Origin of the sequence: Erythrobacter sp. HKB08 (assembly GCF_004114695.1) — a bacterium.
Lineage (GTDB): Bacteria > Pseudomonadota > Alphaproteobacteria > Sphingomonadales > Sphingomonadaceae > Parerythrobacter_A.
Genome location: NZ_CP035310.1, coordinates 2186222 through 2198988, shown reverse-complemented (window position 1 = coordinate 2198988; position 12767 = coordinate 2186222). Strand labels below are relative to the sequence as shown.

10 protein-coding genes and 1 tRNA gene are annotated in these 12767 nt (G+C 63.6%); 2 read left to right on the top strand and 9 right to left on the bottom strand.

The window, feature by feature from the left end:
- Positions 1-45 precede the first annotated feature (45 nt).
- Positions 46-2697, top strand: a complete 2652-nt coding sequence (alaS, locus tag EO245_RS10595) for an alanine--tRNA ligase (RefSeq protein WP_128892899.1) — start codon at positions 46-48, stop codon at positions 2695-2697.
- A gap of 8 nt (positions 2698-2705) precedes the next feature.
- On the opposite strand, the gene EO245_RS10590 is transcribed toward alaS, so the two are convergent.
- The 7 genes from EO245_RS10590 to cpdR form a co-directional block, all read right to left on the bottom strand.
- Positions 2706-2885, bottom strand: coding sequence for a hypothetical protein (locus EO245_RS10590; protein ID WP_128892898.1), 180 nt, complete (start codon positions 2883-2885; stop codon positions 2706-2708).
- A 53-nt stretch (positions 2886-2938) separates the two neighbouring features.
- A complete protein-coding gene (locus tag EO245_RS10585; protein WP_128892897.1) occupies positions 2939-4696 on the bottom strand; it encodes a cation:proton antiporter in 1758 nt (585 codons plus the stop codon).
- Positions 4697-4746: 50 nt separating this feature from the next.
- Positions 4747-6315 (bottom strand): bifunctional GNAT family N-acetyltransferase/carbon-nitrogen hydrolase family protein, encoded by a 1569-nt coding sequence (locus EO245_RS10580; protein ID WP_234027013.1) that lies wholly within the window; start codon positions 6313-6315, stop codon positions 4747-4749.
- Positions 6316-6407: 92 nt separating this feature from the next.
- On the bottom strand, positions 6408-7085 hold the full coding sequence (locus EO245_RS10575) for a hypothetical protein (protein ID WP_128892895.1): 678 nt from the start codon (positions 7083-7085) through the stop codon (positions 6408-6410).
- Positions 7076-8296, bottom strand: coding sequence for an NADP-dependent isocitrate dehydrogenase (locus tag EO245_RS10570; protein WP_128892894.1), 1221 nt, complete (start codon positions 8294-8296; stop codon positions 7076-7078). Before EO245_RS10570 ends, EO245_RS10575 begins: the two co-directional genes overlap by 10 nt.
- 336 nt (positions 8297-8632) lie before the next feature.
- Positions 8633-8707 (bottom strand) — tRNA-Val (locus EO245_RS10565).
- 78 nt (positions 8708-8785) lie between these two features.
- Positions 8786-9175: a cell cycle two-component system response regulator CpdR gene (gene cpdR / locus EO245_RS10560; RefSeq protein WP_128893541.1), complete on the bottom strand. Its 390-nt coding sequence runs from the start codon at positions 9173-9175 to the stop codon at positions 8786-8788.
- 93 nt (positions 9176-9268) lie between these two features.
- On the opposite strand from cpdR, the gene EO245_RS10555 reads away from it, so the two are divergent.
- Entirely contained in the window at positions 9269-10213 is a 945-nt protein-coding gene (locus EO245_RS10555) for an N-formylglutamate amidohydrolase (protein ID WP_128892893.1), read from the top strand.
- Positions 10214-10409: 196 nt separating this feature from the next.
- Here the strand turns inward: EO245_RS10555 and EO245_RS10550 are convergent, their stop codons facing one another.
- Positions 10410-11177, bottom strand: a complete 768-nt coding sequence (locus EO245_RS10550) for a SapC family protein (protein WP_128892892.1) — start codon at positions 11175-11177, stop codon at positions 10410-10412.
- Positions 11178-11252: 75 nt separating this feature from the next.
- Complete coding sequence (locus EO245_RS10545; RefSeq protein ID WP_128892891.1) at positions 11253-12701, bottom strand: FAD-binding oxidoreductase; 1449 nt, start codon at positions 12699-12701, stop codon at positions 11253-11255.
- Between the last annotated feature and the right edge of the window lie 66 nt (positions 12702-12767).

The window sequence follows — 12767 nt, the reverse complement described above, 5'->3', positions numbered from 1 at the left end:
TATCCGTCTTGTCCCGCCAGCGGCGAGGCCCTAACTGCGCTGGCTATGCAGTCGACCAACGATATCCGCCGTTCCTTCCTGGATTTCTTCGCGCAGGCAGATCACGAGATCGTCCCGAGCGCGCCGCTCGTTCCCTACAACGATCCGACGCTGATGTTCGTGAACGCGGGCATGGTGCCGTTCAAGAATGCCTTCACCGGCCTTGAAACGCCGCCGTCGCCGCGCGCGACCAGCAGCCAGAAGTGCGTGCGCGCAGGAGGCAAGCACAACGATCTCGACAATGTCGGCTACACCGCGCGGCATCACACCTTCTTCGAGATGCTCGGCAACTTCAGCTTCGGCGACTATTTCAAGGAGCAGGCAATCCTCAATGCGTGGACGCTGCTGACCAGGGAATGGGGGCTGCCGGAAGAGAAGCTGACGGCAACGGTCTATCACACCGATGACGAGGCCTTCGACCTGTGGCGCAAGATTTCCGGCCTGCCGGAAGAGCGCATCATTCGCATCCCGACGAACGACAACTTCTGGTCCATGGGCGATACCGGCCCCTGCGGTCCGTGCAGCGAGATTTTCTACGATCACGGCGAGCACATCCCCGGCGGCCCTCCCGGCAGCCCGGACGAGGATGGGGACCGTTTCATCGAGATCTGGAACCTCGTTTTCATGCAGTTCGAGCAGTCGGCCGACGGTTCGCGCACCGACCTGCCCAAGCCGTCGATTGACACAGGCATGGGGCTGGAGCGCATCGCTGCAGTCATGCAGGGCGTGCACGACAATTACGATACCGACACTTTCAAGGCGCTCATCGCGGCATCGGAAGGCCTGACCGGCGTAAAGGCCGAGGGCGACCAGCAGGCGAGCCACCGCGTGATTGCGGACCACCTGCGTTCCACCAGCTTCCTGATGGCCGACGGTGTCCTGCCGTCGAACGAAGGTCGCGGCTATGTCCTGCGCCGCATCATGCGCCGCGCCATGCGCCATGCGCACCTGCTCGGCGCGAAGGAGCCGTTGATGCATCGCCTCGTGGGCGAACTGGTCTCGGAAATGGGCCAGGCCTATCCCGAGCTCCAGCGCGGGCAGGCGCTTATCGAGGAAGTTCTCGAGCGCGAGGAAACGCAGTTCCGCAAGACGCTCGAGAAGGGCCTGCGCCTGCTGGACGATGCGACCGGCGACATGGGCGAAGGCGGCGAACTCGACGGCGAGACCGCGTTCAAGCTCTACGACACCTACGGCTTCCCATACGACCTGACCGAAGACGCACTGCGTAACCGCGGCATCGGCGTCGATCGCGAAGGCTTCGACGCCGCGATGGAGCGCCAGAAGGCGGCCGCGCGTGCAGCATGGAAGGGTTCGGGCGACGCCGCGTCGGATGAAGTCTGGTTCGACATTGCCGAGCGCGAAGGCGGCACCGAGTTCACCGGCTACACTTCGACCAGCGGCGAGGGCCGGGTGGTCGCACTGGTGAAGGACGGAGCCGAAGTGCAGAGCGCTTCGGCCGGCGACGAACTCGTCGTCCTGACCAACCAGACGCCTTTCTACGGCGAAAGCGGCGGCCAGACCGGCGATGTCGGGTCGATCAGCACGCCGGAAGGCCTGCGGATTGCCGTAAGCGATACAGCGAAGCCGCTGGGCCGCCTGCATGCCCATCAGGCAAAGGTGGAAAGCGGTTCGATCAAGGTCGGCGACGTTGTGCACCTCGAAGTCGATGTCGAGCGCCGCGACCGTATCCGCGCCAACCACTCTGCCACGCACCTCGTCCACGCGGCGCTGCGCAACCAGCTCGGCGGTCACGTGACGCAGAAGGGTTCGCTCGTGGCCGACGACAGGCTGCGTTTCGACTTCTCGCACCCCAAACCGCTCGCCCCGGAAGATATCGCCGCGATCGAGGCGGAAGTGAACGCGGAAATCCGCGCGAACGAGCCTGTCGCGACGCGCCTGATGAGCCCCGACGATGCCGTCGAGGCCGGCGCCCTTGCGCTGTTCGGCGAGAAGTACGGCGATGAGGTCCGCGTCCTTTCCATGGGCCGCAAGGGCAACGAAGGACGCAACTACTCGGTCGAGCTTTGCGGCGGTACGCACGTCAAGGCGACTGGTGATATCGGGATTCTCCGCATCGTGTCGGAAAGTGCCGTTTCCTCGGGCGTGCGCCGCATCGAGGCGCTGACCGGCGAAGCCGCGCGCGCCTGGTTGGTTGACCGGGAAGAGGCACTCAAGTCCGTCGCGTCCACGATCAAAGCCTCGCCGGAAGAGGTCGCGGATCGCGTAGCCACTCTGGTCGAGGATCGGCGCAGGCTCGAGAAGGAGCTGGCCGAGGCCAAGAAGCAGCTCGCCCTTGGTGGCGGCGGTTCGGCGAGTGGTCCTTCGCAGGAAGATATCGGGGGGGTCGCGTTCATCGGGCAGGTGCTCGATGGGCTCAACCCGAAGGAGCTTCGTCCGCTACTCGATGATGCCAAGAAGCAACTCGGTTCGGGTGTTGCTGCGGCTGTGGCGGTGAATGACGGCAAGGCCGCATTCGCTGTAGCCGTGACCGATGATTTGACCGACCGCTTCAGCGCTGTTGATCTGGTGCGAACGGGTGTCGAAACCCTTGGCGGGAAGGGCGGCGGTGGCCGCCCCGACATGGCGCAGGGCGGCGGACCGGACGGCTCGAAGGCCGATGAGGCGATCGAGGCAGTCCGCACCGCACTGGCAGGTTAGACCGGGCTTTAGCCGACCCCCTTCTGGGTATCGGGTTCGCTTCCGCGCGGAATATCGCGGCCGTTGGTGTCGGCAGGCTTGTTCGGGTCGCGCGATGGCGGTTCGGTCGTCGCCTGCGGGTCCGCGACGTTTTGCGGCTTGAACTTTTCGTCGTTCGGAGTCGGCTTGGTCGGGTCTGTATCGGACATGTTTTTCTCCTTTCCCGATCAATGTCCGGGAAAGGCAATGGGTCCGAAAAAGTTCAGCCTTCGCTGGTGCTTGTCCGCAATTTCGGCCGGTAATCGAGCGCGCCTTCCTGCTCGATCTGCGTACGGAATTCGTCCCGCTTTTCGTGGATCGAGGCGATGACCGGGCCCATGGCGACGCCGATGTCGACAAGGACCGCTTCGGACAGCTGCAGCGAACTTTCGAGCGTTTCCGGCACGGCATGGCTCGCCCCGGCGCGGTAGAGCTCCGCCGCGTGGGCTGTGTCGCGAGCACGCGCGACGATCAGCAAGTCGGGATGCTCCTTGCGCAGCTTGCGGGTTAGACGTTCGGCGAGGACGGGTTCGTCCATCGTCAGCACCACGGCCGGCGATTTCTCGACGCCGAGGCGGCTCAGCGCATCGCCGCGGGCGGCATCGCCGAAGGTTGCCCTGAAACCCTTGCGCTTGGCGGACTCGATGAGGTCCGCATCGGAATCGAGCGCAACATAGGGCTTGTCATGCGCGTCGAGCATCTGCGCGACCAGCCTGCCGACACGGCCTGCGCCAATGATAATGACCGGCGGTTCACCGGCGTCGCTTTCCTCGACCTCGGGCACAGGCTCAACCCGGCGGGCGATGATGCGGCCCAGGCGGGCGAGAAGCGGCGTCACGGTGAGGCCGATGGCGGTGACAATCTGCCAGAACTGCGCGGTGCCGGGCTGGATGAGAAGCGCAGCGCTCGCGGCGGACAGGACGATGAGCGTCGTCTCCGACGGGCTCGCCATGAGAATGCCGGTTTCCGCCGCCGTGCTGCGCCGTGCGCCCATCATGCGCAGGAGGAAGCCTGTCACGAATGCCTTGAACACAAGCACCAGGATGACTGCGAGCAGGATGGAGCCGAAATTGTCCCAGATGGTCGTAAGGTCGATGCTCATGCCCACGGTGATCAGGAAGATACCGAGTGCGAGACCCTTGAACGGCTCCATGATGCCCTCGACCTCGCCGTGATATTCGGTTTCTGCGATCAGCAGGCCTGCAATCAGCGCGCCGACGATCGGCGAGAGGCCAACCGCAGCGGTCGCGAGGCTCGACGCGATGACGACGAGAAGGCTGGCGGCGAGGAACAGCTCGGGGCTCTTGGTGCGGGCGGCCTGCGCGAAGAGGCGGGGCAGCGCGATGCGGCCGACAATCATCATGATCGCCACCACCAGCGCGCCTTGCCACAGCGTCGTCAGCAGGCCTTCCCAGCCTTCCGACTGGGCATTGGGAGCCATTGCGCCCATGATGAAGATGATCGGGACGATCATGATGTCCTCGAACAGCAGCATCGAAAGCGCTGCACGGCCGACCGGCGAGGATGTGCCCGATATTGGGAGCACGATGGCTGTCGAGGAGAAGGCGAGGGCGAAACCGAGAGCCAGCGCCCCGACCCAGTATTGACCCATCATCGAGAGCGCGACCGCCGCGATACTGCCAATGATCAGCAGCTCGAGCGCACCCAGCCCGAAAACGAGTTTGCGCATCTGCCACAATCGCTTGAACGACAGTTCGAGCCCGATGGTAAACAGCAGCAGGATGATCCCGAATTCGGCATATGGCTCCAGGGCCTCGGGGTCGCTTATCGTCACGTGTCCAAGCCATGGATGGTCGTAGACCAGCTTGCCGAGCCCGTAGGGTCCGACCGCGATACCGATCAGGATGAAGCCGATGACCGGCGTGATACGGAAACGGGTGAAGACCGGGATGACCAGGCCGGCCGCGCCGAGGATCACCAGGGCATCGCCCATCGAGGATGTGTCGAGTTCCGCCGCCATGGCTCAGGGGTTATCGCGCGCTTTGCCCTGTGTCACCAAGCTATTGCGGCTTATCCGCCTCCGCCGTGCGCTCCGCCCAATGGCTTGCGGCGCGGCCTCGGCTTGCCGACATGCTTGCCGGCATCGTCCCATTCGATCCGGTAGAGGTCGAAGCGGCGGTCGGCGAGGTTGCGCACCGTACCTTCGGCGCGCGCCCATTGCAGGTCGGCGAGGTTGATGTCGCTGATCGTCAGTGTCTCGACATTCTCGCTGGCTTCCGCGGCAATGCCGTCGCGGGCGAAGGGGAAGTCGCACGGGGTCAGGATGCAGCTCTGTGCATACTGGATGTCCATGTTGGCGACGTTCGGCAAGTTGCCGACATTGCCCGACAGGACGACGAAGCACTGGTTCTCGATCGCGCGCGCCTGACCGCAATAGCGCACGCGCAAATAACCCTGGCGGCTGTCGGTGCAGAACGGCACGAAGATGATCCGCGCACCTTCGTCGGCGAGGCGGCGGGTGAGCTCGGGAAACTCGCTGTCGTAGCAAATCTGCACGCCGATCGGGCCGCAGTCGGTCTGGATGACGTCGATCGTGTCGCCGCCCTTGATGTTCCACCAGTAGCGCTCGTTCGGGGTGGGGTGGATCTTCTCCTGCTCGTGCACCGAGCCATCGCGCAGGCAAACGTAGGCGACGTTGTGGATGTCGCCATCGTCCATCCGCGTCGGGTGCGATCCGGCGATGATGTTGATGTTGTAGCGCATCGCCATCTCGCTGATGTCCGACTTCAGCTTGGGCGTGTATTCGGACAGGCGCTCGATCGCCTCGACCGGCGAGAGTTCCTTTTCCTCGAAACTCAGCAGCTGGAGCGTGAAGAGTTCGGGAAAGACGATGAAGTCCGCTTCGTAATCGCTTGCGACATCGATGAAATATTCGATGGCGCGCATGAATTCCGCATAGTCGGCAACCTGGCGGGCCTGGAGCTGGCAGGTCGCCACCCGCACGCTTTCGACGCCGCGCGGAAGGCGCTTCTTCACCGGTTGGTCGCGCTCCACATAGGGATTGCGCCAGACCATCATCACCGCATTGCCTTCGGAGCGTTTGTCTTCCGGCAGGTAGTCCTCGAGCACGCGTTCAGGCTCGAAGCCGTTGGCCAGCTGGAAGCGCAACACCGGATCGTGGATCTTCCCGGCGACGACCTGGTCGAGGTAGTCCTGCGGGCCGTCGACCTTGCGCTTGTTGCGTCGGTAGTTCGGCATGCGCCCGCCGAACACGATGCCGGTCAGGTCGCGTTCTTCGGCGAGCGCGCGGCGTTCCTCGTAAAGCCTGCGCCCGATGCGCACACCGCGCACCTTGGGATCGACGCACATCTCGTAGCCGTAGAGCCAGTCGCCGGTCGGATCGTGGCGGCTGCCATAGCCATTGCCCGAAATCTCGTCCCAGTCGTGATCGGCAAAGACGACCGGCTGCGGCAATTGCATGGAAGCGCAATAGCCGACCACCTCATCGTCGAGCAGGGCGACGAAGCAGCCTTCGGGGAAATTGTTGATCTGCCCGCGAATCTCGCTCTGCGTATAGGCGGGCAGGTCGTCGTAGGCGCGGCGGACGAGCGCGGAGATGCCGCGCACGTCCTTCATCATCGCGTTGCGAACTTCGAGCCGCCGCGAACCGAATTTCTCGTCCTTGCGCCGGCGCGGGGCGCGTTTTTTCTTCGGTTCAGCCTGCTTGGCCATCAGTGCTCCTGGGTGAAAAGTTTTTCGACCGAATTCCCGTTTTCGGCGAGGATTTCCGCGACGCGAAGACGTCCGCGATAATACGGGATTGCAGGGTGATCGGTTCCCTCGCTCTCGAGCCGTTCGACTTCTTCTGCGCTGAGGCTGCTTTCGCCAGCCACATGGTCGCAATACCCCTCGACCTTCCAGTGCGGGAAACGCTGGCTCGCGATGATGCCGAACCTGCGGCGGATCATGCCGTGGGTGAATTCATGGGCAAGGACGGCCGAGAGCTCCCGCTCGCCGCCGATGGCCTGGCCGTTCGTTACGAGACCCGTCGCAGGATCGACCCGATTGACGACCACCGCCCTGGTGAAAGGGCGGGTGAGGGCAAAGGCGCCCTTCGACGTCTGTGACAGCCAGATCCAGCGCCAGCCGCCATCGGTGATGAATATGGGACGCTGCTCTTCCGGTTCGGCCAACGAGGAGGTAGCCAGCCGCTGCTCGGTCCGCTCGGTGATCTGCACAACCAGCGGTTGCGGCAGCTCGGTCTCGGACCAGATGGTGCCGATGGCCGTCTCGGTCTTGTGCGGGAAGGCGAGCAGCTGCGGTGCGAACACCGGGGAAGCCAAAAGCAGGAAGGCCGCACCAAGAACGATCCCGATGCGGCCTCCTGATATCTTGCGGATCAGGCCCAATTGGCCATTTCCTTTTCGAGGTTCGTAACGATCGCCTCGAAGAACTGTTCGGTCGTCAGCCAGTTCTGCTGCGGGCCGATGAGGAGCGCGAGGTCCTTGGTCATCTGGCCGCTCTCGACGGTCTTGATGCAGACCTTTTCGAGCGTCTCGGCGAAGCGGACGACGTCCGGCGTGCCGTCGAACTTGCCGCGATACATGAGGCCGCGGGTCCATGCGAAGATCGACGCGATCGGGTTGGTCGAGGTCGCCTTGCCCTGCTGGTGCTGGCGATAGTGGCGGGTGACGGTGCCATGCGCCGCTTCCGCTTCGACGGTCTTGCCGTCCGGGGTCATGAGGACCGAGGTCATCAGGCCGAGCGAGCCGAAGCCCTGCGCGACGGTGTCGGACTGAACGTCGCCGTCGTAGTTCTTGCAGGCCCAGACGAACTTGCCGTTCCACTTGAGCGCTGCTGCGACCATGTCGTCGATCAGGCGGTGCTCGTAGGTGATGCCGGCAGCCTTGAACTTGTCGGCGAATTCGGCGTCGAACACTTCCTGGAACAGGTCCTTGAAGCGGCCATCGTACTTCTTGAGGATGGTGTTCTTGGTCGAGAGATAGACCGGCCAGCCACGGTCGAGACCGTAGTTCATGCAGGCGCGCGCGAAGTCGCGGATCGAATCGTCGAGGTTGTACATCGCCATGGCGACGCCGCTCGACTGGAATTCATAGACGTCGAGGTCGATCTTCTGACCGTCTTCGCCTTCGAACACGAGACGCAGCTTGCCGGCGCCCGGGATCAGCGTGTCGGTCGCGCGATACTGGTCGCCGAATGCGTGACGGCCGACGACGATCGGATCGGTCCAGCCCGGCACGAGGCGCGGGACGTTGTCGATGACGATCGGCTCGCGGAAAACAACGCCGCCGAGGATGTTGCGGATCGTGCCGTTGGGCGAACGCCACATCTTCTTGAGATCGAACTCTTCGACGCGGGCTTCGTCCGGCGTGATGGTGGCGCATTTGACGCCGACGCCGTGTTCCTTGATCGCATTCGCGGCGTCGACCGTGATCTGGTCGTCGGTCTCGTCGCGCTTCTCGATCGAGAGGTCGTAATACTTAAGGTCGATGTCGAGATAGGGCAGGATCAGCCGTTCGCGGATCCACTGCCAGATGATCTTGGTCATTTCGTCGCCGTCGAGCTCGACGACCGGGTTCTTGACCTGAATTTTTTCCATGATGTGCCTGTTGCCTCTTCCGGGGAGTTTTCGGTTGCGCGCGCTTTAGCAGTTTTTGTTCAGGCCTCAAGCGCCGGTGCCGACATCCGTCGGCTTGGCTATCCTCGCTCACGCGACCTTGCGGTCGCTTCGCTGCGGGCGGGCGGTCGCCCTTGCACTCGCCAAAGGCTCGCGAACTGTCTTGGTTCGCGATGAAGTGGCGGCAGCCAAAGCGCGACTGCGCGCCGCGGCTTGCGCCGCGAAGCCAAGCGGCCCGGATGGGACGCGCCCGGCGTCTGAGGGCGCAAAAGACGCCGGACACGAAAAAGCCCGCCACTAGGGCGGGCTTTCAAGCGATGGTGGGCGTAGGAAGAGTTGAACTTCCGACCCCTGCGATGTCAACACAGTGCTCTACCACTGAGCTATACGCCCGATCCATCGGTCGCGCCGCATCTGCGGCAGGCGCGCCATTTAGCGAGGGTCCTCCCGGCGCGCAAGGGCTGTTTTCAGTTAAAGTGACGCTGTCGCTTCGCCTTCGAAAATCCGGTCCACTTCCATCACCAGATCGCGCAGGTGGAACGGCTTGGAAAGCACCTTCGCCTGCGGCTGTTCGCGGCTTGCCTTGAGCGAAACCGCGGCAAATCCGGTGATGAACATCACCTTGGTGCGCGGGCTGATTTCGTTGCAGCGCTGCGCCAGTTCGATCCCGTCCATCTCGGGCATGACGATGTCCGATAGGAGAAGATCGAATCGCTCGGATTCGAGCAGCGGGATGGCTGCGGTGCCCCGATCTACCGCCTTGACGTCGTAACCGGCCTTTTCGAGGGCGCGCTCCAGGTAGGTGCGCATTGCATCCTCGTCCTCGGCCAGGAGAATTCGCAATTTATCAGTGTCGCTCATGCGGCTTTCATAGCCCGATTGGCTTAAGAAATCTTTCGCATCGCGTGGCTGCCCTGCTTTGACACAGACTGCCGCAGGGGGCAGCACGGACACATGACCACCCGCAAGGGAAAATCCGCCGATTCGCAGTCGCATCGCGGGGGCTCGATCCCCGGGACGCGCAAGCCGGCCTACACATTGTCGGTTCCGGAGGATTTCCCGGTCCCGATCGTCGTTGCGGCGCCTCATGCGGGCAGGTCCTATCCCGACGAGCTATGGAAGAGCATGCGCCGCCCGCAATGGTCTGCCCTGCGGCTCGAAGACCGATTCGTCGACCGGATTGCAGCCGCCGTGGCTGCCGATACGGGCGCAGCATTGCTTGTCGCCCAGGCGCCGCGCGCGATGATCGACCTCAACCGTGCGAGCGACGATGTCGACTGGACGATGGTGTCGGAAGGCGCGCCGACGGGTGCGACATCCGGCAAGTCGAACCGCAGGGCGCGGAGCGGGCTGGGCCTCGTCCCGCGGCGCCTGCCGGGACTTGGGGAGATCTGGAACCGCCCGCTCGCCGGAGCGGAGCTCGATGCGCGTATCGGCCAGGTGCATGCACCCTATCACAAGGCGCTCGACGCTGTTCTGCAGCGGTGCAGGGACGAATGGGGCGCAGCGCTGTTGCTGGACCTGCATTCCATGCCTCCGCTCAAGCGCGGCCATCCGCAGGATATTCCCGCCCGATATGTCGTCGGTGACAGGTTCGGTGCGAGCGCAGACGACCGGCTCGTCGCCAGCACCTTGCGGCATCTCTCGGAAAGCTCGGCCGTCTCGCACAATCGCCCCTATGCGGGCGGCTATGTGCTCGACCGGCATTCCGCCCGGACGAAGGGCATTCACGCGATCCAGGTCGAAATATGCCGCGCGCTCTATCTCGACGAGGACTTCGCCGAGCCGACGCAGGGCGTGCAGCACGTCGCGGAGGTCCTGAGCGGGCTCGTCCGCCGTCTTGCGCAGGACGTTAGCCAGCTGGGCAAGGCCGACGACCTGCCGCTCGCTGCCGAATAACCGGCTCGAAACCGACAAGAAAAAACCACCTCGCGCACGAAGCACGAGGTGGCCAAGGTTCAGGGAGTGGCGCGCCTAAGCGCACCTATCCGGATGGAGTGAGGGGGGCATCCATCCGGACCCCTCGAATATGGGAAGGGTGCCATCCGGTTTCAAGCCCGGATGACGCCCTCGAAAAGCCCTGAAAAGCGGGGAATTAGCCCTGCTGTGCGGGAACCTTGCCCTGGCTCTGCTGGCGCGCGAAAATCGAGCGCATCAGGTCGAGCGAGAAGATGTGCGCGAAAATGAGCGCCATCATGCCGTTCTGGTTCCAGGTCTTGAGCGTCTCGCCGTCGAGTTCGCGCAGCTTTTCCTGGTTGACCATCTGGAAGCCGCGATAGACGAACGGCTTGTCGGGGTTTTCCTGGGTGGAAATGCCGATTTCGCCTTCCATCAGGAGCTCGTGCTTCTTCAGCTCGTCGATGAACGCCTTGGTGCGCTGGCCGGCGTGCTCGAAGTCTTCGCAGAACTTGAGGATACGCTTGGTGTTTTCGGTCGCGCTCTCGCCGTCGAACAGCGCTTCGCCTTCGTCGAAATCGCCGATCGAACCCGCGGTCGGGTCGAAGCAGAGCGAAAGGTCGTCGGTTTCCTGGCTCAGCTTGGCGAGCATGAAGGGATAGCGACGGATGTAAGCCGGCAGGTAGATCGGATCGTTGATCTTGCCGTTGTCGTCGATGAAGGTGTTCACGCCTTCGTTGAGACCCATCAGCGCCAGCGGAAGCGGATTTTCGCCCGACGAGAAAACGATCGGGAAGTCACGCTGCGCCTGCACGAACTCGTCGACGGTCAGCGGGATCGCGTGCTGGCCCTTGAGCCAGTCGGCCGATTCCATCGGACGGGTCTTGAAGGTCTTGTGATCCCGGCTGTTGAGCGGCATCAGGTCGTTGTAAAACAAAGGAAGATTGGGCTGCGGCGCGCTGGCCATTGAAACTCTCCGGTTCGCAAAGGAATATGTGATGCTCTGAGGAGGCGGCGCCCCCCGGCGCATGAATGGCGCGCTTTAGGGGTTGGCGGCCTCGGGCGCAAGCGGAACGAGCTTGCCCGGATTGAGTATCCCCTGCGGATCGAGCGCCTGCTTGACGCTACGCATCATCGACAGCGCGACCGGCTCTCCCAAGCGGCCAAGCTCATCGCGTTTCATCTGGCCGATGCCATGCTCCGCGCTGATCGAACCGCCCCATTCTGTGACCAGGTCGTGCACGAAGCGCGAGATTGCCTTGCCTTCGTCTTCTTCCCATTCGCCGGGGACTGCATCCTTGGGTGCGAGCACATGGAAATGGACGTTGCCGTCGCCCAGGTGCCCGAAGGCTATCGCGCGGCTTTGCGGAAAACGCTTTTCCACTTCGGGAACGGCGAATTCCACGAAACGCGCCATTCGCTCCACCGGGACGGAGATATCGTGCTGCATTGCCGGGCCGATTGCCCGCTCCGCCGGGGAGATGGAATCGCGCAGCAGCCAGAATTGCTCGGCCTGCGTTTCGTTGGCCGCGATCGTCGCATCGCTGAGCAGTTCGGCCTCGAACGCCGTTTCCAGCAGGTTTTCGGCCAGTGCGGGTAGGGTATCCGCTTCACCTTCCGCCGCGACGAGTTCGATCAGCGCATTCCACGGATGGCTTTCGGCGAGCGGTGCGCGCGCATCGGGCAAGTAGTCGAGGACCGCAGCGAGGCTGTGTGACGGCATGACTTCGAAGCCCTCGAGTTGCTCGCCGGCCCTGCGTTCGCAGTGCAGCAGCAGGCGGCGGGCATCGCTCAGCGTCGGCAGGCCTGCCCAAAGGACGATGCGGCCACCGATCTCGGGCAAAAGTCGAAGCGTTGCGCCCGTCACGATGCCCAGCGTCCCTTCCGAACCGATCAGCATCTGCTTGAGGTCGAAGCCGCGATTGTCCTTCTTCAGAGGAACCAGCGCATCGAACACCTGCCCGTCCGCCAGCACCGCCTCGATCCCGAGGACCTGGGCACGCATGGTGCCGTGGCGCAGGACCTGCGTCCCGCCTGCATTGGTGGAGATCAGCCCGCCGATGGTGGCGGAGCCCTTGCCGCCGAGGGTGAGGGGAAAGCGCAGCCGCTCTTTCGCCGCCGCATCGTGCAGGGTTTGCAGGATCACACCCGCATCGCAGGTCACCATACGCGCATCGGCATCGAGCGAGCGGATTGTATCCATCCGGCGCAGTGAAAGGATGATTGCATCGCCGCTCTTGTCCGGTGTCGCGCCGCCCGACATCCCGCTGTTTCCGCCTTGCGGTACGATCGGGACGCCATATTCGGCACATAGGGTGACGAGCTGCGAAACCTCCTGCGTATTCGACGGGGAGGCGAGGGCGAGGGCGCGTCCGGTGTATCGACCGCGCCAGTCGGTTTCCCACGGCTCGATCAGTCCGGCATCGCGGGTCAGGCCCCTGGGGCCGAGGATAGCCTCTGCTTTGGCGAGGAAATCGCTTTGGTCGCTCATGCCAGCCCTATGCCACTGCTGTTGCACTTCCGCCACCATCGCGTCGCATCGCAACCTTGCAATGTC

Excerpts from the sequence above, each read along its gene's own strand:
- EO245_RS10550 (WP_128892892.1), bottom strand. The coding sequence starts at position 11,177 with ATGGCCAGCGCGCCGCAGCCCAATCTTCCTTTGTTTTACAACGACCTG.
- EO245_RS10555 (WP_128892893.1), top strand. The coding sequence starts at position 9,269 with ATGACCACCCGCAAGGGAAAATCCGCCGATTCGCAGTCGCATCGCGGG.
- alaS (WP_128892899.1), top strand. The coding sequence starts at position 46 with ATGCAGTCGACCAACGATATCCGCCGTTCCTTCCTGGATTTCTTCGCG.
- EO245_RS10580 (WP_234027013.1), bottom strand. The coding sequence starts at position 6,315 with ATGATGAAGGACGTGCGCGGCATCTCCGCGCTCGTCCGCCGCGCCTAC.
- EO245_RS10570 (WP_128892894.1), bottom strand. The coding sequence starts at position 8,296 with ATGGAAAAAATTCAGGTCAAGAACCCGGTCGTCGAGCTCGACGGCGAC.
- EO245_RS10545 (WP_128892891.1), bottom strand. The coding sequence starts at position 12,701 with ATGAGCGACCAAAGCGATTTCCTCGCCAAAGCAGAGGCTATCCTCGGC.
- EO245_RS10590 (WP_128892898.1), bottom strand. The coding sequence starts at position 2,885 with ATGTCCGATACAGACCCGACCAAGCCGACTCCGAACGACGAAAAGTTC.
- cpdR (WP_128893541.1), bottom strand. The coding sequence starts at position 9,175 with ATGAGCGACACTGATAAATTGCGAATTCTCCTGGCCGAGGACGAGGAT.
- EO245_RS10585 (WP_128892897.1), bottom strand. The coding sequence starts at position 4,696 with ATGGCGGCGGAACTCGACACATCCTCGATGGGCGATGCCCTGGTGATC.